Origin of the sequence: Uliginosibacterium paludis, assembly GCF_039631355.1 — a bacterium.
Taxonomy (GTDB): domain Bacteria; phylum Pseudomonadota; class Gammaproteobacteria; order Burkholderiales; family Rhodocyclaceae; genus Uliginosibacterium; species Uliginosibacterium paludis.
This window is the reverse complement of the sequence record NZ_JBDIVF010000004.1, coordinates 114,683-135,181: the sequence shown is the minus strand read 5'-3', so window position 1 is coordinate 135,181 and position 20,499 is coordinate 114,683. Positions and strand designations below refer to the sequence as shown.

At 65.4% G+C, this 20,499-nt stretch carries 20 protein-coding genes; 9 read left to right on the top strand and 11 right to left on the bottom strand.

Going from position 1 to position 20,499, the window contains the following annotated elements:
• Window positions 1–9: 9 nt before the first annotated feature.
• Both ABDB87_RS12655 and ABDB87_RS12650 read left to right on the top strand, forming a co-directional pair.
• Window positions 10–1,038 (top strand): histone deacetylase family protein, encoded by a 1,029-nt coding sequence (locus tag ABDB87_RS12655; RefSeq protein ID WP_345927560.1) that lies wholly within the window; start codon window positions 10–12, stop codon window positions 1,036–1,038.
• 102 nt (window positions 1,039–1,140) lie between these two features.
• Window positions 1,141–1,473, top strand: coding sequence for a FlxA-like family protein (locus ABDB87_RS12650; RefSeq protein WP_345927558.1), 333 nt, complete (start codon window positions 1,141–1,143; stop codon window positions 1,471–1,473).
• Between the two features lie 48 nt (window positions 1,474–1,521).
• On the opposite strand, the gene ABDB87_RS12645 is transcribed toward ABDB87_RS12650, so the two are convergent.
• The 4 genes from ABDB87_RS12645 to ABDB87_RS12630 form a co-directional block, all read right to left on the bottom strand.
• Window positions 1,522–2,034: a disulfide bond formation protein B gene (locus ABDB87_RS12645; protein WP_345927556.1), complete on the bottom strand. Its 513-nt coding sequence runs from the start codon at window positions 2,032–2,034 to the stop codon at window positions 1,522–1,524.
• Window positions 2,035–2,187: 153 nt separating this feature from the next.
• Entirely contained in the window at window positions 2,188–3,396 is a 1,209-nt protein-coding gene (locus ABDB87_RS12640) for a 4Fe-4S binding protein (protein ID WP_345927554.1), read from the bottom strand.
• A 110-nt stretch (window positions 3,397–3,506) separates the two neighbouring features.
• Window positions 3,507–4,052 (bottom strand): EF-hand domain-containing protein, encoded by a 546-nt coding sequence (locus ABDB87_RS12635; protein WP_345927552.1) that lies wholly within the window; start codon window positions 4,050–4,052, stop codon window positions 3,507–3,509.
• 128 nt (window positions 4,053–4,180) lie between these two features.
• On the bottom strand, window positions 4,181–4,780 hold the full coding sequence (locus tag ABDB87_RS12630) for a TetR/AcrR family transcriptional regulator (RefSeq protein ID WP_345927550.1): 600 nt from the start codon (window positions 4,778–4,780) through the stop codon (window positions 4,181–4,183).
• Window positions 4,781–4,890: 110 nt separating this feature from the next.
• Here ABDB87_RS12630 and ABDB87_RS12625 point away from each other — a divergent pair, with 110 nt between their 5' ends.
• The 4 genes from ABDB87_RS12625 to ABDB87_RS12610 are packed head-to-tail and all read left to right on the top strand — an operon-like array spanning window position 4,891 to window position 7,799.
• Window positions 4,891–5,652, top strand: a complete 762-nt coding sequence (locus ABDB87_RS12625) for an electron transfer flavoprotein subunit beta/FixA family protein (RefSeq protein ID WP_345927548.1) — start codon at window positions 4,891–4,893, stop codon at window positions 5,650–5,652.
• Complete coding sequence (locus tag ABDB87_RS12620) at window positions 5,649–6,593, top strand: electron transfer flavoprotein subunit alpha/FixB family protein (protein WP_345927546.1); 945 nt, start codon at window positions 5,649–5,651, stop codon at window positions 6,591–6,593. The genes ABDB87_RS12625 and ABDB87_RS12620 overlap by 4 nt, the downstream gene beginning before the upstream one ends.
• Window positions 6,590–6,883: a hypothetical protein gene (locus tag ABDB87_RS12615; RefSeq protein ID WP_345927544.1), complete on the top strand. Its 294-nt coding sequence runs from the start codon at window positions 6,590–6,592 to the stop codon at window positions 6,881–6,883. Before ABDB87_RS12620 ends, ABDB87_RS12615 begins: the two co-directional genes overlap by 4 nt.
• A 40-nt stretch (window positions 6,884–6,923) precedes the next feature.
• Window positions 6,924–7,799 carry an HD-GYP domain-containing protein gene (locus ABDB87_RS12610; RefSeq protein WP_345927542.1) on the top strand — a complete coding sequence of 292 codons (876 nt, stop codon included), beginning with the start codon at window positions 6,924–6,926 and terminating at the stop codon, window positions 7,797–7,799.
• Window positions 7,800–7,813: 14 nt separating this feature from the next.
• Here the strand turns inward: ABDB87_RS12610 and ABDB87_RS12605 are convergent, their stop codons facing one another.
• Complete coding sequence (locus ABDB87_RS12605; RefSeq protein WP_345927540.1) at window positions 7,814–8,854, bottom strand: acyltransferase family protein; 1,041 nt, start codon at window positions 8,852–8,854, stop codon at window positions 7,814–7,816.
• A gap of 264 nt (window positions 8,855–9,118) precedes the next feature.
• Window positions 9,119–10,363, bottom strand: a complete 1,245-nt coding sequence (locus tag ABDB87_RS12600) for a pseudouridine synthase (RefSeq protein WP_345927538.1) — start codon at window positions 10,361–10,363, stop codon at window positions 9,119–9,121.
• Here ABDB87_RS12600 and ABDB87_RS12595 point away from each other — a divergent pair, their 5' ends adjacent.
• Window positions 10,364–11,005, top strand: a complete 642-nt coding sequence (locus ABDB87_RS12595) for a hypothetical protein (protein WP_345927536.1) — start codon at window positions 10,364–10,366, stop codon at window positions 11,003–11,005.
• A 201-nt stretch (window positions 11,006–11,206) separates the two neighbouring features.
• Here ABDB87_RS12595 and ABDB87_RS12590 read toward each other — a convergent pair whose 3' ends face one another.
• From ABDB87_RS12590 to ABDB87_RS12575, 4 genes are all read right to left on the bottom strand, one after another.
• Window positions 11,207–11,926, bottom strand: a complete 720-nt coding sequence (locus ABDB87_RS12590; protein WP_345927534.1) for a pseudouridine synthase — start codon at window positions 11,924–11,926, stop codon at window positions 11,207–11,209.
• Between the two features lie 89 nt (window positions 11,927–12,015).
• Window positions 12,016–14,364 (bottom strand): fatty acid cis/trans isomerase, encoded by a 2,349-nt coding sequence (locus ABDB87_RS12585; RefSeq protein ID WP_345927532.1) that lies wholly within the window; start codon window positions 14,362–14,364, stop codon window positions 12,016–12,018.
• A gap of 42 nt (window positions 14,365–14,406) precedes the next feature.
• The gene (mutL, locus tag ABDB87_RS12580; RefSeq protein ID WP_345927530.1) at window positions 14,407–16,245 is read right to left on the bottom strand and encodes a DNA mismatch repair endonuclease MutL; all 1,839 of its coding nucleotides are present in this window, start codon (window positions 16,243–16,245) and stop codon (window positions 14,407–14,409) included.
• 90 nt (window positions 16,246–16,335) lie between these two features.
• Window positions 16,336–17,196, bottom strand: coding sequence for an HDOD domain-containing protein (locus ABDB87_RS12575; RefSeq protein ID WP_345927528.1), 861 nt, complete (start codon window positions 17,194–17,196; stop codon window positions 16,336–16,338).
• A gap of 215 nt (window positions 17,197–17,411) precedes the next feature.
• On the opposite strand from ABDB87_RS12575, the gene ABDB87_RS12570 reads away from it, so the two are divergent.
• Together ABDB87_RS12570 and ABDB87_RS12565 are read left to right on the top strand one after the other, a co-directional pair.
• Window positions 17,412–18,431 (top strand): acrylyl-CoA reductase family protein, encoded by a 1,020-nt coding sequence (locus ABDB87_RS12570; protein ID WP_345927526.1) that lies wholly within the window; start codon window positions 17,412–17,414, stop codon window positions 18,429–18,431.
• Window positions 18,428–19,567, top strand: coding sequence for a GGDEF domain-containing response regulator (locus ABDB87_RS12565; protein WP_345927524.1), 1,140 nt, complete (start codon window positions 18,428–18,430; stop codon window positions 19,565–19,567). The genes ABDB87_RS12570 and ABDB87_RS12565 overlap by 4 nt, the downstream gene beginning before the upstream one ends.
• Here the strand turns inward: ABDB87_RS12565 and ABDB87_RS12560 are convergent.
• Window positions 19,548–20,465, bottom strand: coding sequence for a LysR family transcriptional regulator (locus ABDB87_RS12560; RefSeq protein WP_345927522.1), 918 nt, complete (start codon window positions 20,463–20,465; stop codon window positions 19,548–19,550). The genes ABDB87_RS12565 and ABDB87_RS12560 overlap by 20 nt on opposite strands.
• Window positions 20,466–20,499 lie beyond the last annotated feature (34 nt).

Sequence of the window (20,499 nt, the reverse complement as noted above, 5' to 3'; positions counted from 1 at the left end):
TGCCGCTTCATGAGGTTCTTTGCCAATCCGGCCCAGGCCGGCCATTGCCCCGGCTTCGAGTTCTTCCGCGGCAAGCGGGTGCCCTGTTTCGAAACGCCCGAACGTTTCCACTTTGTGGAGCAGGCCTTGCGGGAAGCGGGGTGCGTTCTTGAAGCACCTGCTGCGTTTGCGGATGAAGCCCTGCTGGGCGTGCATTCCGCACGCTACCTCGAGTTTCTGAAGGGTGCCTGGGCTGAGTGGCTGGCGACGGGCAACGAGGGTGATGCTTTTCCCGCGGTCTGGCCGGGCGCGGGCATGCGGCGCGATCGCCTGCCGCAGAACTTTGCTGCGCGGATGGGATTTTTTGCATTCGACACCGGCACGCCACTCGCGGCCGGTACCTGGCAGGCGGCACGAAGTGGAGCGGATTGCGCGCTCAGCGCGGCGCAGAGCCTCCTTGCGGGCGAGCTCAGCGCTTTCGTCCTGACCCGGCCACCCGGTCATCACGCCGGCATCGAAACCTTCGGCGGTTACTGCTTCCTGAACAATGCGGCCCTGGCCGCTCAGGCGCTGCGGGAGGGCGGCGCGTCGCGGGTGGCGGTGCTGGACGTCGACTACCACCACGGCAATGGCACCCAGGAAATCTTCTACGCGCGGCCGGACGTGTTCTTCGCAAGCATTCATGGCGACCCGATGACGGAATACCCCTTCTACCTGGGACACGCCGACGAGCAAGGCGAGGGCGCGGGGTTGGGCGCCAACCTCAATCTGCCACTGCCTGCCGGCGCTCCGGCGGCTGACTGGTTTTCCGCGCTGGAGCAGGCGCTTGAGGCCATCGCGCATAGCGGGGCAGAGGCGCTCGTGGTGTCGCTCGGGGTCGATGCCTGGGAAGGCGACCCGATCAGCCGCTTCCGCCTGAAAACCCGGGATTACGCCACGCTCGGCGAGCGGCTTCGCCGCTTGGGCTTGCCTGTCGCGTTCGTGCTTGAAGGTGGCTACGCGGTGCGGGAAATCGGGCTCAATGTCCTGGCCTGCCTGCACGGTTTCGAGCCGGCCTGATCGCGCCGGGTTTTACGCCGTTTTGCAAGCGTGACACTGAAGTCCGCCGCGGCCGGGTCGATCTTCCACTTGTCATCTTCATGAAATTGGAAGGAAGCGGCCATGAGTTCAGCTTCGGTATCAGGGGTGAGCACCGGCAGCAGCACCGGTACGGCGTCTTCATCCGCACTGGCTTCGCTGGAAGCCCGTCTGGCGAGCTTGCAGAAAACGCTTGAAAAGGCCAGGAAAGAGGCAGACAGCGAGGACAAGACCAAGAAAATCGAGCAGTTGCAACAGCAGATCGCCGAGGTCCAGGCCCGCATTGCGAGCCTTAAAGCGGAGCAGAGCCGCAAGGGAGCGAGCAGTACGGCCACGCAGGAGACGGAAACCCGCGCTGCGCCATCCAGCCGCGCCGCCTCGGCAGGCACCGGTGCCATCGTCGACGACTACGCATGAAAAAGCCCGGCGCGCGGGCCGGGCTTTCGGGTTCGGACAAGCTCGCGATCAGCCGAAACGGCGACGCTCAGGACCGGTCCGCACCATCTGCCAGAAGGCGAAGCCGGCAATCAGCATGAAATTCACGATGGACCACTCGGCAATCGAGAGCCCGAGAAAGGTCCAGTCCACCACCGAGCAGTCGCCATAGCCCTGGAAGAGCATCGGCAGCGCTTCGCCCAGCGGGAAGCTGTTGAGCATGTAGGAAAGGTCCGGGCCGCACACCGTTTGCGTGGGCGGGAAGTGCTGCAGCCAGCTCTGGCGGATCGCAACGCCCAGGCCTGCCAGCGAGACCGCGAAAATGAGGAAGGCATATACCCGGCGCATGAAACCGTTCGGGTTATGGATGGCGCCCAGCAGACCGATCAGGCCGGCGCCCACGAAGGCGTAGCGCTGCATGATGCACATCGGGCAGGGCGTGATGCCCTTGAATGACTGGAGCAGCAGTCCGAAGCCGATCAGGCCGAAGCTGTAGACGCAGATGGCGACGAAAACGGGGCGCAGCGGAAATCGGGCGTGCATGGCAGGCGTGTTGCGATGTGGGCGGTTGGAACCAGCGGAGAGCGGATTCTAGCCCGGAATGCCGGCAGGGGCAGGCCGGACGGCGGACGGTGTGACGAAAACCCCGAGCGCGGCCGCTTTTTTGTGCTGCCGCGCTCGGCCGGATGGAAGCGATCAAGGGGCCGTCCGCAGCCGGGCCACCGCATCGCGGATGGTTTGCGTGTCGAAGGCTTCTTCGCTCTGACCGGTGAGGACGCGGACATCCTTGGCTTTGGTGTTCGCAGGCACCTGCGTTTCACTCAGCCCCAGCTCGCGATAGAGCGCATCCGGCGCCAGTCCGTAGGTGTCTGCAATCTCCGCCAGCGTCATGAAGCCGCGTATGGCCTGCGGATCAAGCTCGCCATTGACGGAGGCTACCGCAGTCAGTGAGACGGGAAGCGTGCGCCACACGCCGCCGAGCTGCGCGAGCCCGATGCTGCCGGCAAAGAGCACGAGTCCGGCGGTGCCGATCAGTGCCGGCCGAAGCGTGCGGCCCGCGACGGCCGGCAACAGGAAGGTCTTGCCCTCATCCGGCGTGTTGCGTTTGCCGGTGGGGCAGGCGGTGGTGCAGCTCAGACAGCCGATGCATTCGCTGGAGCGGATGACGGCCTGCTGCATGACCGGGATGTTTACCGGGCAGGCCTGGTCGCATTTCGTGCAGGCGAGGCAGGCGTTCTCTTTGCGCCGGATGCTGAAGAAGCCCAGCTTTGTCGTGAGCCCGAGAAAAGCGCCCAGCGGACAGAGGTATTTGCAGAACAGGCGATCGATGAAGAGCCCGCCGATCAGCATGGCAAAGAGGATCGCGCTGCCCACCGCGAATTCGCTCCACATTTCACCCCAGCCCGCGAAACCGTGCGCGTAGGCGGCCCAGGGATCGTAAGGCCGGATGATCAGGCTGCCGGTTTTCCAGGTGAACACCAGCGCCCACACGAGCACCACGTATTTCATCCAGCGCAGCGGTTTGTCGAGGACCGGCGGAACGGTGAACACGCGCTTGCCGAAGAGCCGGCGCCCGAGCTTGCGGGCGAGCTCCTGCAGGGTGCCGAGCGGGCACAGCCAGCCGCAGAAATGGCGGCCGACGGTCAGCGCCAGCAGAATCGTGCCGCCCAGCAGCACGAAGTCCGAGCTGTTCAGGCGCTGGATGTATTCGCCCGTCATGGCGAACCTGAACAGCGCTTCGAGCCCGCCGAAGGGGCAGAGCGCATCGATGGAGGCCGCGCCTTCAGGCCCGCCGCCGAGTGTCTGGTGCCGCCAGGCTGCGAAACTGGTCAGTGCCAGAAAGCCCAGTTGCAGGGCGAGCCGTGCGGGCTGCACATGCCGGCTGTGCTGATGTGTGTTTTTCATGATGCAACTCCCCGAATGCCTGCGTTGATCGGTCTCTGTCGGAGTTGCCCGGGCGTCCGGCGCGTCACCGGCAGGAAGGCTTCCTGCCGGTGACGCGCGGCGTGCGGGTTTTATTTGCGCTGCATCGGGCAGGCGGCCTGCTCGCTGGCGGAGAGCACGCCGTCCTTGTCGGTGTCGAGCGCATCAAAGCGGGTCAGGGCGGCGGGGCGGCCCATTTTCTCGACGCTGGCGCGAGTCACGCGGCCTTCGCTGTCTGCCGCGCCCATGGCACAGCCCGCTCCGGCCTTGCCGCCCCCGCGCATCGCGGCGTGGCGCATGCCGCCCGCTGCGCCGGCACCGACACCGGCACCATCAGGCCTGCCGGCGCCGCGCATGTTGTTGCGCATGGCCTGCATTTCGTCGGCGCTGATCTTGCCGTCCTGGTTCGTGTCGAGCGCGGCAAAGCGTTCTGCCAGGCGCGGCATGCCGCGCTGGGCTTCTTCCTTGCTGAGCATGCCGTCACCATCGGTGTCGGCCGCCTTGAAGCGTTCGGTGGCGCGCCCCTGCATCGGTGCGCCCGGCGTACCGGGCGTGGTGTTCTGCGCGAGCACGGCCGCGCTGCCCAGCGCGAGCATGAGCAGCGTCGGAAGGGTGAGGGTTCTGAGATTCGTTTTCATGATGTACTCCTTGGCTGGACTGTCTGGATAACCCTTTTGTGCATCGGGTTACTGCATCCTAGTCAGGGGTACGGGCGCATGTGTTTCGCGCCGGAAAGCATGTGTAAGCGCTTGTAAGCGCGTCGGAATCAGTCCGCCGGGCGAGTGATCAGGGCCGCGATGGCGGAGTGGCTGGCGGCAATTTCGCTGGCGATGCTTCTTTCGAACATCATCATCGAAAGCCCGAACACATGGGTGAAGAGCAGCAGCGCACGGGTGTGGGCGTGAGCGGGCGGGAATCCGGCCAGCTCGAAGAGGCGGGTGGCGTTGAGCAGGCGGGCCTGGTCCACCGCTTCCACGACCGAGGCCACCAGCGGATCGCGCCGCGCCCAGTCGCGGATGGCAAGCTCGAGCTTCATGCGGCTGAAGTTGGGCTGGTTGGCATAGGTGTCGATGATCCGGTGCAGCTGTGGCATGGCTTGCTCCGGTGCAACGGCGACCTGGCTCGAGAGCTCGCCGATACGCTCGTCGCGCCATTGCGTCGCGATGGCGTTGAGCAGCGCCTGGCGATCGCGGAAGTGCCAGTAGAAGCTGCCCTTGGTTACCTTGAGGCGGCGCGCCAGCACTTCGACGCGCAGGCCCTCGAGCCCTTCCTCGGCGAGCACGCCGGTGGCAAAGCGGATCCAGGCATCGCGATCCAGCGCACTGCGGGTCGAAGCGGTGGGTGATGCGGTGTCTTGACTGCTCATGGAGGGCCGGGCTGCGGAATGGAGGACGACGTATTATCCTGCCCGGAAGGAATTGGACAAGCCGGACAGCGTCCGGTCGATCAGGTGATGTGTTTCAGCAGGAGCAGGGCGTGAAGATTCTGGTGCCGGTCAAACGGGTGGTGGACCACGAAATCCGGGTGCGGGTGAAGCCCGACGGTAGCGGGCTGGATGAGTCCGGCTTGCGCTACGCGATGAATCCCTTCGATGAGATCGCGCTCGAAGAGGCACTCAGATTGCGTGAAGCAGGGATCTGCTCCGAGATCGTGATCGCGAGCTGCGGCGACGCTGCCGTGCAGGACACCCTGCGGCACGGCCTCGCGCTCGGTGCCGACCGGGCGATCCGGATCGATACCCCGGTCACGCTGCAGCCGCTGGGCGTGGCGAAACTTCTCAAGGCGCTGGCCCTGCAGGAGGCGCCGCAGCTCATCCTGATGGGCAAGCAGGCGACCGACAGCGATGCGGCGCAAACCGGACCGATGCTCGCCGCGATGCTGGGCTGGCCGCAGGGCTGCTTCGCCTCGGCGCTGAGCGTGAAGGCCGATCGAGTGGAAGTCCGTCGCGAGATCGATGGCGGGCTCGAGACCCTCTCGCTCAGCCTGCCGGCTCTGGTGACGACGGATCTGCGCCTCAACCTGCCGCGTTTCGTGACCCTGGCCAACACCATGAAGGCGCGGCGCAAGACCATCGAGCTCATGCCGGCAGAATCCTTCGGTGTCGATTTCATGCCGCGCCTGCGGGTACTGCGCAGTGAAGCGCCGCCTGAGCGCCTGCCGGGCGAAATGCTGGACTCGGTGAGCGCGCTGGCCGGCCGGCTGAAGCCTTTTCTGGCAGACGCGGAGGCCCAGGCATGATGAGGACCCTGCTCGTTGCGGATCATGACAACCGCAAGCTCTCGCCGCTCGCCGCGCGCGTGCTGACCGCGGCCCGCCCGCTCGACGCGCCGGTCGATGTGCTGGTCATCGGTCATGGCTGTGATGCAGTGGCCGATGCGGCGGCCTTGCTGACCGGCGTGAGCCGGGTGCGTTTGCTCGATGCGCCGCACTACGCCGATCTGCTGGCCGAGAATCTCGCCATGGTGATCGCCCAGCTCGCCGGCAGCTACAGCCATGTGCTGTTCTCCGCCTCAAGCTTCGGCAAGGCGCTGGCGCCCCGGGTGGCCGCCATGCTGGATGTGGCGCCGGTTTCCGGCGTGACGCGGATTCTGGCTCCGGACTGCTTCCAGCGGCCGAGCCATGCCGGCAACGTGATCGAAACCGTGCAGTGCGACGAGCCGGTGCGGCTCTTGAGCATTCATGCGGCCGCCTTCGAACCCGCCGCTGCGGGCCCGGCGCCGGCCACGATCAGCGAGCTGCCGGCGGGGCCCGACATGGGCGTGAGCCAGGTCGTCTCCCGCGAGCTGCATGACACCGGCAGCCGGCCGCCACTCGAAGCCGCCCGCGTGGTGGTGTCAGGAGGGCGTGGCCTGGGCTCGGCCGAGGCTTTCGAGCGCCTGCTCCTGCCGCTGGCCGATCGTTTCGGTGCCGCTCCGGCGGCGACCCGCGCGGCGGTGGACGCGGGTTTTGCGCCCAACGACTGGCAGGTGGGGCAAACCGGCAAGACGGTAGAACCGGAGCTGTATCTCGCGGTCGGCATCTCGGGTGCGCTTCAGCATCTCTCCGGCATGCGCAATGCCGGCTGCATCGTCGCGATCAACAAGGATCCCGAAGCCGAGATCTTCAGGCACGCCGACTTCGGGCTGGTGGGCGAAGCCGCAGAAATCCTGCCGCAGTTGCTCGCGGAGCTCGGCGGGTGAGTCTCTACGTCTTCGATTCGGAGCAGGCCCGGCTCGAATCTCACGCCACGCGCGCGTCCGCACTCGCAGGCAGGGATGCCGCCGGCCTGCGAGCGCAGCGCTGGCTGTTTTTCGAAGCCGATGGCCAGCCCCTGCGTCTCGACATGCTCGCCGATGGCAGCATGCAGATGCGGCCCTGGGCGTCGTGTTCGTCCTGTACGCTGGCGCAGTTGCTGCCCTTCGTGCGTGAAGTCGGGCCGGGGCTCGATGCCGCTGCGCTCGAGTCATTGCGCGAGCGCTTGCTGGCGTGAGGGAAAATGCCGGGCGCGGGTGCCCGGAGCCGTTGCTATCATGGCGGCCAACGGAAACTGGAGTTTTGCGATGATGCAGGCAGAAACAGCAAGGCAACTGACCGGCCTCTACACCATGGCAGCCATGGTCGAGGCACGGGACCCCTATACCGTCGGCCATGCCTGGCGCGTATCGCGTTATGCCAAGATCCTGGCCGAGGGCAGTGTGCAGGACGAGCTCACCATTGCCCAGGTGTCGATCGCGGGCTTCCTGCACGACCTGGGCAAGATCGGCATTACCGACAGCCTGCTGCTGAGCCCCGATCATCTCATCCAGTCCGAATATGACGTGGTCAAGGAGCACTCGAACGTGGGTGTGCGGCTGCTTGCCGGGCATCCGATGGAGTCTTTCCTCTCCGCGGCCATCCGCCACCACCATGAGCGCCCCGATGGCCGGGGCTATCCGGACGGACTGAAGGGGCTCGAGATTCCACTCGCGGCTCGCATGATCGGCATCGCGGATGCGTTTGACGCCATGACCAGTGTGCGTCCTTACCGTCGTGCGCTGCCGCTCGATACGGCGCTCGACGTGATCGAGAAGGGGCTCGGGGCGGAGTTCGATGCGGAGTTCGGCGCGCGTTTCGTATCGCTGGCGCGGGCAGGTGCCATGGCGCATGTGTTCGGTCATTCGGATCTGGGCGTTCCGGTGCAGGAATGCCCGAAGTGCGGTCCGGTCGTCAGCGTGTTCCGCACCCATCAGGAGGGCGACCGCGTCTACTGCCGCCTTTGTGCCGACGAGTTCGTGGTCGAGCGCAAGGCGGGTGTCAGGCTGGTTCCGACCGGTGGCAAAGGCGGCGCTGCCGTGGCGGTGCCCGAGCCCGATGCCGAGCTCATCTCACGCATGATCCTGGATGCGGTAGGCCATCTTCCGGCCTGAAGCAGCCGGTGGGCTCAGGCCGGCTTCCAGCGCTTGAGACCGGCACGCGCCGGTGCGTCGAACCAGCGCGTCAGCAGCCACGCCAGCAGCACGGTCAGTGCGGTTTCAATCAGCATCAGCAGCGGCAGCAGGGCCGGGTCCGGCTGGATCGTGCGCCAGATCGTCGTGAAAACGCGCAGCACCGCTGCATGCGTGACATAAAGGCCGTAGGAGATGTGGCCCAGGAACAGCATGATGCTGGCCGCGTGACCCCTTGTCGCGACATTTGCTCCGATCCGGATGATCAGCGGGAACGCCAGCGAAATCGCGCAGAACATGAAAGTGGCATTCCAGGTGCTGCTGCCCGAGGGCGCCAGCAGCACGGCAATCAGCAGCGCGACCAGCATGCCGGCGCGGTGTGGCGGCTCGGTAGTGACCGGGCCGGCTTTCCAGGCGTGCCAGAGGCAGATGCCCAGCGAGAAGGGATAGAGCACGCGCAACACGCCCAGATGCAGATTGTCGAAGCTGCCGCCTGCCCAGAGCTGCTGCAGCCCCAGTAGCTGCGCGGCATACAGCACGCCCACAACGGCGGTTACGTAGCGCATGGTGCGCGGGCTCAGGCGAACGAAAACCAGGATCAGCAGAAGGTTCGCGAGCCATTCGAAGGCCAGCGACCAGGCCGGGATGTTGAGTCCGAACGCGGAGGGCCAGCCTTCGGCCAGCACATGAGGTGAGGGCAGGAAGACCAGATTCAGGACAAAGGAGAAGACGGCCTCGGGGGTGAATCCATAGCGGCCGGCGAAGAGCAGCAGTCCCAGCAGCAGTCCGGTGGCATGCAGCGGAAAGAGCCGGAGCCAGCGAATGTAGAGGAATCGTTTCAATCCCAGACCCGCCCGGATCCGGTCTGCATAGGCATGCATCAGGACGAAGGCGCTGAGCATGAAGAAGAAATCCACCGCCAGGTTGGCAAAGATCATGGCCTTTGGCCAGAACGGCGCACTGGCATGGAGCAGTACCACGATGAGGGCCGCCACGCCTCTGCAGCCGTCCAGAAACACCAGCCTCGCATCTGCCATCGAGCTTCCTCCCTGAATCCGGCAGCACGCGGTGTGTGTCCGCGTTGATCGTCTGCGTCGTGACCTGCAATGGTCGTCTCTTGCCGCTGCCTGTCACAGTATGGTCACCGGACTGGCGCTCCGATACCCGGGCGCAGGGCTTTTCGCCTCGATCCGGACGAACGGGGGGGCGCCCGCTGCAGTCAGCTGGCCGGGGTTGGAGAGCAGTCGGCGGAAACGACACGGGCCGCAGAAGCGGCCCGTGCTCATGGCGTATGCCCGGACTCAGAATTCCTCGTGTTCGCCCAGGTAGCGCCATTGGCCCACCGGCAGCTTGCCCAGCGGGATGCGGCCGATGCGGATGCGCTTGAGACCGACCACCTTCAGACCCACCATTTCGCACATGCGGCGGATCTGGCGCTTGCGGCCTTCCTGCAGCACGAAGCGCAGCTGGTCTTCGTTCTGCCAGCTCACCTTGGCCGGCAGCAGCTCGACGCCGTCAAGTGTCAGGCCGTGATGCAGCAGGCGCATGCCTTCCTCGCTCAGCTCGCCTTCCACGCGCACCAGATATTCCTTCTCGACCGAGCTGTATTCGCCGATCAGCTGCTTGGCCACACGGCCGTCCTGAGTCAGCACCAGCAGGCCGGTGGAGTCGATGTCCAGGCGCCCGGCAGGTGCCAGCTTGCGCACCAGGCGGGACTCGAAACGCCGCCGCACCGGGTCGTCTGTCCAGTGGTTTTCGGGGGTGATCAGCACGGCAGCCGGCTCATAGCCGTCTTCAGCCTGGCCCGAGACATAACCGATGGGCTTGTTGATCAGGATGGTGACGCGGCGCAACTGCATTTCCTCTGCCACCGCATTGAGTTCGATCTTCTGGTCCGGCGTGACCTTCGCGCCCAGTTCGGCCACGACTTCTCCATCGACCGTGACCCAGCCACGCTCGATGTATTCATCGGCCTCGCGGCGCGAGCACAGGCCCAGCTCCGACATGCGCTTGGAAAGACGCATCGCATCGAGCGCGTCCTCGGCGTGTACGGCCGGCGGATTGGCGTAGCGCTCGGGCGGCGCCGGGCGGCGCGGGCGCTGGGGCTCGAAGTCCTGCGTCGGAGCGGGGCTGTCGCCGCGATCCGGGCGCGCTTCGGCACGGCTGCGGCCAAAGCTGTTGCCGCGCGGAGCTGCCGGCATCATGTCGTCACCGAATCTGGGGGCCGGTGCCGGGCCGTCGCGTTCGATGTCGCGGCGCGGACGCTCCCCGTAGCTGCGGGAGGCGTTGTCGCGGAATGCCGGGCGGGCAGGGCGCTCCTCATTGCGGAAGGCCGGCCGTTCGCCATGCGGGCGACGCTCTTCGCGGTGTCCATCATCACGCTCGCCGAAGTTCCGTTCGTTGCGCGGTCGCTCGGCATCGCGGAAGCTGCGGCGTTCGCCGCCACGGGCAGGGTCAAAGCGCTCGCCGCGCGGGGCGGGGTCGCGATAGCCGTCGCGGCCTTCGAATGCGGGCCGGCGGCTGCCGCGTTCGCTGTCCTGACGCATGTGGCCTTCGTTGCCGAAGCGGCGGTCACCACCATCGTCACGGAAGCCGCGTTGCGGCCGGGTATCACGGTTGCCGGCCGGGCGGCGGTCGTCGCGACCCTGCGGGCCACGGTCGACAAAACTGCGGGCAGGGCGCTCGCCGTCACGGCGTGGCGGACGATCTTCGCGTGGGCGGCGTTCGTCGAAATTGCGTCCAGCCGTGCCGCGGAATTCTTCGCGCGGCAAGCGTTCGCCAAAGCCGCGCCGTTCGCTTTCGGCCCGTGGTGCAAAGCTGCGGCGATCTTCACCGCGTGGGGCATCGCGACGCTCGCCATAGGGGCGCGGCGAGCGCTCGCCGAAGCCTTCACGGCGCGGGCGCTCGTCCCGGAAACCGCGATCCGGCTGATTGCGGAAACCTTCCCGCGGGGCGCGATCACCGGCGCTGCGCGGGCCACGATCGCCGAAGCCGCGGGCCTCGCCATCCCGGCGGGGCGACCGCTCATCACGGTTGCGGCCTTCGCCGAAGCCACGCTCCCTGTCCGGACCGCGTTCGCCGTCGCGGAAACCGCCGCGGGGGCGCTCGTCGAAACCGCGCCCGGTACGGGGCGCACGCTCTTCCCGCGGCTGACGTTCGGCGGGCTTGGGCGGTCGCGGCTTGCTTGAACCGCGCACCGGCGGACGCGTGCGGCGTTCGGCCCCGGCTGTTTCAGCCGGGCGGCTGGGAAGGGAGAGTTTCGAGCGTTTGCTGTCGTCAGCCATGATCTGTTTTTCTTCTTCAGGGGAATTTACAAGCGTAGCCCGGAAGCCGGCATTTGGCCTGCTTCCGGTACGAGGAGGTGCCCGGCACGCGCCGGGCTTGAATGCTCAGGGCTGGTAACCCAGCAGTGCGAGGTGTTTCGGACGCAGGTAGCACCAGTCTTCCGGACCCAGCTCGGGCAGCGAGCCGTCTTCGAGCGAGAGCGCTCCGACGGCATAGCGGTGGAGTTGCTCCACATGGTTGCCGGCCGCCGCGATCATGCGTTTGACGAGGTGGTACTTGCCGTGGTCGATCACCAGCTCGATCTGCCGTTCGCCGACCTGGCGGGCCTCGAGGGCTGCGACGATTTCCGGTTCGTCATGCAGTTGCACCCCGGCAATCAGCGCGGCGATCTGCGCCGCTTCAACCGGTTGCGCGGTGGTCGCGCGATAGCTCTTGGTGACCTGCCGTTTGGCCGACGAGATGGCGTGGATGAACTGGCCGTCATCCGAGAAAAGCAGCAAGCCGGTGGTGTCGACATCCAGCCGGCCCACGCTCTGCGCATCACGGGCCACGACCGGTTCCGGCAGCAGGTGGTAGATCGTTTCGTTGTGCTTGGGTTTGTGCGAGCACTCGTAGCCGGCAGGCTTGTAGAGCGCGATGTAGATCTTCTCGCTGTATTCCCATTCCCAGTCGCCCACCTCGAAGACGAGGCCGTTTTCATCGAGCTCGATGAACGGGTCGGTCATCACTTCACCGCTGATCTTCACTTCGCCGTCGCGCACGAGCTTGCGGCATTCCTTGCGCGAGCCGAAGCCCTGGGACTGGAGAATTCTGTCGAGTTGCATCACGGGTAATGGGGATACTGCGTTCAAACGGCTGCGGATTATCTCACCTTGAACGCGGTTTTTGCAAAAAATCTGCCCAAATCAGTGACTTAGCGGTTCTCGTAACGATTCAGGTCAAGGATTCCGGCTTCGATCGGCTCGCTGCGCAGGTAATCGGCATTGAAACGGTCAGACAGCGCCCAGAAGTCATTGCTTGTCCGGCGTACGCCGAACCGTTCGATGAGGGCGCGGTAGTCGGCTTCGCTGGTCAGTTCGGCGACGCGCCGGGTGAATTCCGGCAGTTCCGCCCGCGAGAGGCGGTAGAAGGCATTCGGATAGACGCTCACGAAGCCGGGCACCACATCCAGCGTGAATTCGTCGGGCAGCAGGGTCTTGTCCTCGCGCAGCAGCATGGTGATGTTGCGATGCGCCGTGTTGCGCAGCAGGCTGAGGTTGCGGGGCGTCTGCCCGCTGTCTTCGATGCGCAGCAGGCTGGCTTCCGGCATCCAGACCAGGCTCTTGCCCGACACGCTGGCGAGCGCTTCGAGGGCCTTGCGGAGCGCGGTATCAGGCTCCGACGACAGCAGGTGCTGCGTGGGCAGCGCCTTGCCGACATGGCCTGCCAGCATCGTCATGAGTTCATGCTCCGGCCGCTGGCCGCCCTTGAAGCTCAGCCCCGTCTCCCGGTTGAAGTGGGCGTAGCGGCCATAGACGTGGTCCTTCACGCGGCTGCTGGCGTTGCGGTACCAGTAGTCGCGCACCGCTACGCGATCGGCCATGGGCAGCATGGCAATGAAGTTGAACTCGCCTTCCATGCGCAGGAAATCCATGTAGAGGCGGGTATTGACCTGGTGCCCGATGTTGCCGAAGACGTCGTAGCCCGCGGTGAGCAGGTAATGGACGCGCTCGAGCAGGGAGTAGCTGAAGATCCAGGCCGTCTTCGGCTTTTCGCCGACCAGCCCCTTCAGCACGGTGGCGCTGTCGAAATGGCGATAGATGCTGAGTGCGGCGTTCGGATTGTGACCTTCGCCGTTCCAGATCAGGTTCAGATTCACGTCTTCCGGGCGCTGGAAGCGGGATTCGAAGTACGCGGACTTGGCTTCGAGGAATTTTTCCTCCTGATGCGAATAGCGCAGCAGCGGCGTGAGCACCAGCGAGTTGCTCTGCTCGCCGGCGGGCAGGTCGAGGTTCCGGCTTTCCCGCTCAAGGAAGTCCGCGTCATGCTCGGTCAGCGTTTCCGGATCCTGGAAGAAAACCCAGAAATGGTCATTGATCACGTTCAGCGCCGTCTGACCCCGGCAAACCGGCCCCTTGATGAAGCCCATCACGGTGAATTGCGCTTCGTCGAGCATGAAGCGGTAGCGCGACTTGACCGGCAGCGCGGCAAAGGTCTTGAAAGGGTTGGCGGCAATGCTGGCGGAGTAGCCCGGCAGTTCGCTCACCTCGTAGGGCGTGTCCTGGAACAGGGCTTTCCAGCGCGCCATGCGGGCCGGGCTCAAGGCATACGGCATGTGGGTCTTGGCTGCGATGGCCTCTTCGACCGGAATCAGGCGATACCAGACACGGGGCACGTGCGGGTCATCGAAGGGGCGGCGGGTCGCGATCTCCCTGACCGGCTGGCCGGGGGGGGTGGCGGATCGCAGCAGGCGGTAGTAGCGCAAGGGCGCTTCGCCCTCGAAATACAGATTGCCGAGGAAGAGATGTTCGTAGATGTAGCGGCTGACCAGCTGGTCGCGCAGCGAGTCGCCATTGAAGAAGCGTTCCCAGACGGCAATCTGGCGCAGCGCGGCCGGAGTCGGCCTGATGGCGCCGTCATAGGGCGCCCCTTCTTCCAGCCAGCTCCGGATGATGCTGCTCTCGCGCGGTGATAGCGCGGGCAGGCCGAAGGGCATGCCCATCTGCGGATTCTTGCGGGCGAACTCGTCGTATTCGGCGATGTTGGGGCACTGGTTGCTGCGGTCGAGCGAGAAGTCGAGGCTCTCGGGCGCGGGTTGCCCAGGGGTGAGCGGATGGGCGTCCTTGAGGTCCAGCGCTCGGGCGATCAGGCTGGCCTGGAGCTCGGCCGCCTGGCTTGACGGATATTCGTTGAGAACCGGGAAGAAGCCCTTGCGGCGCCACGCAGAGGGCGTGTCCGCATCGATGAAGAGACGGGTCGGCGCGGCTTCGAGCAGACGGGCGCCGTCATAGACCTCGGCCTTGCTCGCGCCCCGCGTGATGCCTTCGTAGGAGCCCAGCTTGAGCTGGCAGGCCGCGTCGTAACAGGCATGACAGACCACGCAGCGTTGCGCCAGGATGGGTTGCACGTCCCGGCGGTAGGAAATCCCGCTCGTGTGACCGTCAGCTGGGTGATCAAAGCGGCCCGGATCGGGCGGACCGAAGGTGTCGAGCAGACGGTTGCCGACCAGGGTGGCACAGCCGACGAGCAGGCTCAGCAAGCCAAGGGCGATAAGGCGTTTCATGCGGGCAGGGCGTGGAAAAGTGCGGAACAGGATGCGGTGGCTTCATTGCCCGCGCATGAAGAGTTTGTCCAGCTCGGTCATCGAAAGCTGCGTCCAGGTCGGGCGACCGTGATTGCACTGGTCGGCACGCTCGGTGGCTTCCATGTCACGCAGCAGGGCATTCATTTCCGGCAGGGTCAGCTGACGGTTGGCGCGGACCGCACCATGGCAGGCCATGGTCGCGAGCAGCTCGTTGCGCCGGGTGGCAATGACTTCGCTGGCCGGAAAATCGCGCAGCTCGGCGAGCAGGGCGCGCAGCAGATCGGCCACATTGGCGCGGCCAAGGAGTGCGGGCACGCTGCGTACGGCCAGCTCGTTCGGGCCCGCCGCGGCCACGTCAAACCCCATGCGCAGCAGGGTGTCGGCATGCTCTTCGGCTGTAGCCAGCTCGATCCGGCTCGCATTGAAAACCGCCGGGATGAGCAGGCGCTGCACGCCGGGATTGCCTTCGAGCACATGCTTGAGCTGCTCGTAGAGAATGCGTTCATGGGCGGCATGCATGTCGACGAGCACCAGCCCCTGCGCGTTCTGCGCCAGCACATACACGCCATGCACCTGTCCCAGCGCATAGCCGAGCGGGGCGGATGCCTGGTTGCCGTCGGGTGCGGCAGGCAGGCTCTGGATCTGTGGCGCGAGCTGGCTGTAACGCTCGGCCTCGTAGCTGCGACCGGGCGCCGGCCTGCTGAAGGCCGCAGGGGAAAAGCCGCTGCCGGCGCCTGCCGGACTGGCTGACTCCGCAGTGCTCTGCCAGGCCGAGAGCGCGCGCGGCAAGCCGGGCTCCTCCACCGCGAGGCGGGCCTGCTCGGTCGGGCCGGCGTAGCTGGCGGAAGCCTCGGCGGGCGTTGTCGACATGCTGGCCGATTGCACCGGCGTGGCCAGTGCGCGGGTCAGTCCGTGAAAGACAAACTGGTGAATGGCACGGCCTTCGCGGAAGCGGACTTCGGTCTTGGCCGGGTGCACATTCACGTCAACCCCGGCCGGATCCATGTCGAGGAAGAGCACGAAAGCCGGATGGCGCGCCCCGTGCAGGATGTCGGCATAGGCTTCGCGGAGTGCGTGCTGGATGAGCTTGTCGCGCACGAAGCGGCCATTCACATAGAAAAACTGGGCGTCGCGATTGGCGCGTGCATAGGCAGGGAGTGCGGCGAAACCGCTCAGCCGGAAACCGCCGCTGTCGACATCCACCAGCCGGCAGTTGGCCATGAAATCGTCGCCCAGCACTTCTCGCACGCGACGGGCTGCGTCACCTGCTGCCAGGCGCAGCGAGACGCGGCCGTTGTGCGAGAGCTGGAAACCGACATCCGGACGCGCCAGCGCCACACGTCGGAAGACGTCGTCGCAATGACCGAACTCGGTGGATTCGGACTTGAGGAATTTCCGCCGTGCCGGCGTGTTGTAGTAGAGATCTTCAACCTCGATCACCGTGCCTTCGTTGAGCGCGGCCGGAACGGGGTCGCGCTCGCGTTCGGTCACGCGCCAGGCGTGGGCGGCGCCGGTAGCGCGGCTGGTGATCTTCGTGCGTGCGACCGAGGCGATGGCGGCCAGCGCCTCGCCACGGAAGCCCATGGTGCCGACCGCTTCGAGGTCTTCGAGCGAGGCGATCTTGCTGGTGGCATGGCGCTCGAGCGCCAGCGCGAGGTCGTCCCGGTCGATACCGCAGCCGTCATCCGTGATGCGCAGCTGCTTCACGCCGCCCTGGGCCAGCGCCACTTCGATCGCCCGACTGCCTGCATCGAGGCTGTTTTCCATCAACTCCTTGAGGACCGAAGCGGGGCGCTCCACGACCTCGCCGGCGGCGATCTGGTTGATGAGGACTTCGGGAAGCTTGTGGATGGCGGGCATGCGGAGCACTGCAGCGAACGGGAGCCGGCATTATCGCCGAGGCCTTCGCATGCCGGGTGCGGCGATGTGAGGAAATCCGGCCGGCGGCTTCTACTCGGCGTCGATTTCGGCGGCAAGCGTGGCTTGCCAGTACTCCGGCGGCGCCCCGACGTTCTGCATGACCGTGCTGCGCCTGATGTGCAGCAGCTCGCTGATCGCGGTGTAATCGTCGGGCAGGGCCGGGTCTCCCCAGCCATTCGCCGCATGGCGGGCCAGGTCGCAGGCCAGCTGGACGGTGCGGATGCGCGGATTGAGCGCGTTGTCGGGATTCATCAGGGTGACCAGCAGCTCCGGCAGGTGCCAGGCTTCGACCAGTGCAAGCTGCAGGTCACGGATGGTGACGCCGAGGATGGCGTCCTGGGCCACCACGCTGCGCAGGCCCGGCTGGTCTTTCTTGAGCTGTTCGACTTTCTGCATCAGCTCGGGCGCGAAGCTCCAGAACAGGATTTCCGCCGCCTCGTGCAGCAGTGCCGCAACGGTGACTTCATCAACGTTGATGTCATGACGGATGCGGGCGAAATCGCGCGCCCAGCGCGCCGCGTGCTGAGCACGGCTGATGACGTGGAGCAGGCCGACCAGGGCTTTCGGATGCCCGGCGAGCGTGCTTTCGACCGTGGGAAGGTTGCCGAAGCGCTCGAAGAAGGGCTGGGTGCCCATCATCATGATGGCGCGGTCGATCGTGGTGATGTCGTGGTTCTGCTTGCGGTGGCGGTGGGTCTCAAGATAGACCAGTACGCGCAGCGCCAGCAGGGGGTCACGAATCACCTCTGCGGCAAGGCTGCGGCCGCTGACGCGCTCCTCATGCTCCCTGAGCTCTGCCAGCGCGCGCATGCTTCGCCGCAGCGCCGGGATCTCCCGTTCGGAGAAGTAGGCAATATAACTTTCGATCGAGTTGAGAGGCGTGGTAAGCATCGTCGTTCCGAAGTCCTGCTGTCAGCCCGGATAACGACCTGGGGGCAGCACAACTTTAGGGATTTCAGACGCTTGCCGTTAGTCGCGCAAGTGCTCTCGTATGCCGGAAAGCAAGCAGCGCGCGGGCGCGGTGACACGAAAACAACGCTAGCATTGCTCACCTTCCATGCTGGCTTCAAACTTGGTGCTTGTGAGACCTGACCAGACTGCCTGACGTGTTTCGTGCTTACCGGATCGACCGGAATGCGGTGCCTGCTGCGGGAAAACCGGCGGATCGTTTCGTGGAAATGGACGAGTCCGAGTTGGATGACGGTGACGTACTGATCCGGGTCGGATATTCCTCCGTCAATCATCGTGATGCCCGGGTGGCAAGCGGTGTCGAGGCGATCAGACGCTATCCCTGTGTGGCGGGCAGCGATCTTGCCGGATGGGTGGTGAGCAGCGCGGCACCCCGGTTCAGGCCGGGCATGGCGGTGCTGGCGACCGGGTATGAACTCGGTAGTCGCCATCACGGTGGCTACGCGGATTACGCACTGGTGCCCGGGGGCTGGGTTTTTCCCGTGCCGGAAGGCATGGGGTGCAGGGATGCGATGGCGATCGGCAGTGCGGGCCTTGCTGCCGCGATGGCCATCACGCGCATGGAAGAGAATGGCTTGCGGCCCGAGCGCGGGCCGGTGCTGGTCAGTGGTGCCAGTGGCGGTGTCGGCTCGCTGGCGATCGACATGCTGGCCGGGCGGGGATACGAAGTGGTGGCTCTGACTGGCAAACCCGGTCAGGCGGAATACCTCGGAATGCTGGGCGCTGCACGCGTGCTTTTGCGCAGCGAAATCGAACTTTCCGTCACTTCCGGACTCGACAAGGGAGTCTGGGCAGGGGCGGTGGATGTGCTGGGAGGCGATGTTCTGGCGTGGATGCTGGCCGGGATCAAGCCGGGCGGGGTGGTGGCAAGCCTGGGGAACTGCGAGTCATCGGCTTTGCAGGCAGGTGTCTTGCCCTTCGCCTCACGCGGTATTTGCCTGATCGGGGTGGATACGGTCTACGCTGGATTCAAGGCACGGGAAGTAGCCTGGGGCCGACTGGCGTCAGACCTCAAGCCGCGCCATCTGGATCACATCGCGCGGGAAATCGCTTTTGAAGCGTTGCCCGGCACATTCGGGGATTTCATGAACGCCTGCGCGCGCGGCCGGACCATCGTCCGGATCGCCGGACAAGGCGGAGTAAAGGAAGAGACATGAGTGAAGTGGTTGCGCAGTTGCCGCGCGTCCTGATCGTCGATGATTCGCGCATGGTGAGAGCCTCGCTGATCAAGCAGATCCGCGACAAGTTCGACGTCAGGGAAGAGGTTGATGGCGAGGCCGGCTGGCAATCCCTTCTGCTCGATCCGTCCATCGAAGTCGTGATTTCGGACATCGGCATGCCGCGCCTTGATGGTTTCGGCCTGCTGGCCAGGATCCGCGGATCGCGCCTCTCCCGCGTCAATACCCTGCCGGTCCTGATCATCTCGGGCGAGGACGAAAACGAAGCCCGGATGAAGGCCCAGTCGATGGGGGCAACCGACTTCATTACCAAGGGCACACCGCGGGTCGAACTTGTGGCCCGGATCGAGGCACTGGTCAAGCTTGCCCAGACCCGTCGCGAACTCGAAGAGAGCCGCGAACAGCTCGTGCGTCGTAACCGCGGTGATGTGAGCGTGATGGTGGTCCAGGTTGATGGTTACGACAAACTCTGCGAAAGCTACGGCCACAGCGTCGGCCAGCTGGTGCATCGCAAACTGTCGAAGCTGCTCTCGGCCAAGGTTCGCAAGGAAGACACCATTGCCCACCTCGCGGAAGGTCAGTTCGCGGTGATTTCGCCGTCTGCCGATCTGGATGCCTGTGGCGCGTTTGCCCTGAGACTGCGCCGTGCGATCGATACGATCGTCATGACCTACAAGGAGCACCGGATCCGGATCAGTCTGACCATCGGTCTGGCCAGCGCGCATGGCGACCCGAATCTGGCACTCGAGGAGCTGCTGCAGCTGGCCGCGTCGCGTGTGGCCGATGGCGCCTTGCTCGGCGGCAACCGTGTGGTCTCCGAAGCGGGTGAAGTCACGCCCGACACCATTGGCCGCTTCAGCCGGCTGGCGGTGAGCGTGGATCATGCGCTCACGCAGATCCGCTCCGGCAGCAAGGATGAGGCCCGCAAGCGTCTGCGCGAGCTGGTCTATACGATCATGCCGCTGCTGGAACTCATGGAAGACGATTTCCGCCTCTCGCTGAACCTGCTCGCGCTGGCCGAAAAGGCACAGATCACCTCGCTCGACATGCACACCACCACGTCGACCGCGACGCTGGTGTCCAACACTTCAGCCGTCACGCAATGGCGGGGCTGACCGCCTGACGCGGCTCGGCGAGCCAGGTTTCGAGAAAGCTCACGAAGCTGCGCACGCGCGCCGAGAGGTGTCGCCGACTGGGGTACATGGCCCAGATCGGCATGCTGGCGTTATCCCAATCCGGCAGGATCCGGACCAGTCGACCCTGAGTCACCAGGGGGCCGAGAATGAAATCCGGCGCGCGGGTCACGCCCCGGCCAGCAGCTGCGATCTCTGCCAGCGCACTGCCGTTGTTGCCGGTGATTGCGGCTTCGAAACTGACCGCGAACTCGTCTCCGGTCACGCCCTGAAAGCGCCAGGCTTCAGGATCCGGCGCATAGCTGTAGGCAAGGCAGGCGTGATGCGCCAGTTCTTCAGGATGTTGCGGCGTGCCATGCTCGGCCAGGTAAGCCGCGCTGGCACAGGTAATCAGCGTGACACCGCCGATTCGCCTGGCCACCAGATTCTGGCTGCCCTGCCGACCGATCCGGATCGCCAGATCCAGCCCTTCCTCGACCAGATCCAGCGGTCGGTCAGAGAGCTGAAGGTCGAACTTCATTTCCGGATATTTTCGCGCGAACTCTCCCAATGCCGGTGCCAGATGGCTCGCTCCGAAACTGATGGACGCGGTCAGTCTCAGGGTGCCGCGTGGATTGAGGCTCGCGTTGCCAACCATTTCTTCCGCTTCTTCCAGATCGGCGAGCAGAAGCAGGCAGCGTTCGTAATAGGCACGACCGTTTTCGGTCAGGCTGATCCGCCGGGTGCTGCGGTTGAGCAGGCGGGCGGAGAGCAGGGTTTCGAGTTGCGCGAGCTGACGGGAGACCGCGGAGGTCGACATGTTCAGCCGGTCCGCCGCAGCGGCAAAGCTGCCCAGCTCTACGACCTTGCAGAAAACATGCATGGCTTCAAAACGATCCATCTTCGACTATCCCGATTCCAGCAATAAACCCTGT

Excerpts from the sequence above, each read along its gene's own strand:
- ABDB87_RS12560 (WP_345927522.1), bottom strand. The coding sequence starts at position 20,465 with ATGGATCGTTTTGAAGCCATGCATGTTTTCTGCAAGGTCGTAGAGCTG.
- ABDB87_RS12565 (WP_345927524.1), top strand. The coding sequence starts at position 18,428 with ATGAGTGAAGTGGTTGCGCAGTTGCCGCGCGTCCTGATCGTCGATGAT.
- ABDB87_RS12590 (WP_345927534.1), bottom strand. The coding sequence starts at position 11,926 with ATGCAACTCGACAGAATTCTCCAGTCCCAGGGCTTCGGCTCGCGCAAG.
- ABDB87_RS12630 (WP_345927550.1), bottom strand. The coding sequence starts at position 4,780 with ATGAGCAGTCAAGACACCGCATCACCCACCGCTTCGACCCGCAGTGCG.
- ABDB87_RS12645 (WP_345927556.1), bottom strand. The coding sequence starts at position 2,034 with ATGCACGCCCGATTTCCGCTGCGCCCCGTTTTCGTCGCCATCTGCGTC.
- ABDB87_RS12600 (WP_345927538.1), bottom strand. The coding sequence starts at position 10,363 with ATGCGTCAGGACAGCGAACGCGGCAGCCGCCGGCCCGCATTCGAAGGC.
- ABDB87_RS12585 (WP_345927532.1), bottom strand. The coding sequence starts at position 14,364 with ATGAAACGCCTTATCGCCCTTGGCTTGCTGAGCCTGCTCGTCGGCTGT.
- ABDB87_RS12605 (WP_345927540.1), bottom strand. The coding sequence starts at position 8,854 with ATGGCAGATGCGAGGCTGGTGTTTCTGGACGGCTGCAGAGGCGTGGCG.
- mutL (WP_345927530.1), bottom strand. The coding sequence starts at position 16,245 with ATGCCCGCCATCCACAAGCTTCCCGAAGTCCTCATCAACCAGATCGCC.
- ABDB87_RS12635 (WP_345927552.1), bottom strand. The coding sequence starts at position 4,052 with ATGAAAACGAATCTCAGAACCCTCACCCTTCCGACGCTGCTCATGCTC.
- ABDB87_RS12640 (WP_345927554.1), bottom strand. The coding sequence starts at position 3,396 with ATGAAAAACACACATCAGCACAGCCGGCATGTGCAGCCCGCACGGCTC.
- ABDB87_RS12650 (WP_345927558.1), top strand. The coding sequence starts at position 1,141 with ATGAGTTCAGCTTCGGTATCAGGGGTGAGCACCGGCAGCAGCACCGGT.
- ABDB87_RS12610 (WP_345927542.1), top strand. The coding sequence starts at position 6,924 with ATGGCGGCCAACGGAAACTGGAGTTTTGCGATGATGCAGGCAGAAACA.
- ABDB87_RS12575 (WP_345927528.1), bottom strand. The coding sequence starts at position 17,196 with ATGCTTACCACGCCTCTCAACTCGATCGAAAGTTATATTGCCTACTTC.
- ABDB87_RS12655 (WP_345927560.1), top strand. The coding sequence starts at position 10 with ATGAGGTTCTTTGCCAATCCGGCCCAGGCCGGCCATTGCCCCGGCTTC.
- ABDB87_RS12620 (WP_345927546.1), top strand. The coding sequence starts at position 5,649 with ATGATGAGGACCCTGCTCGTTGCGGATCATGACAACCGCAAGCTCTCG.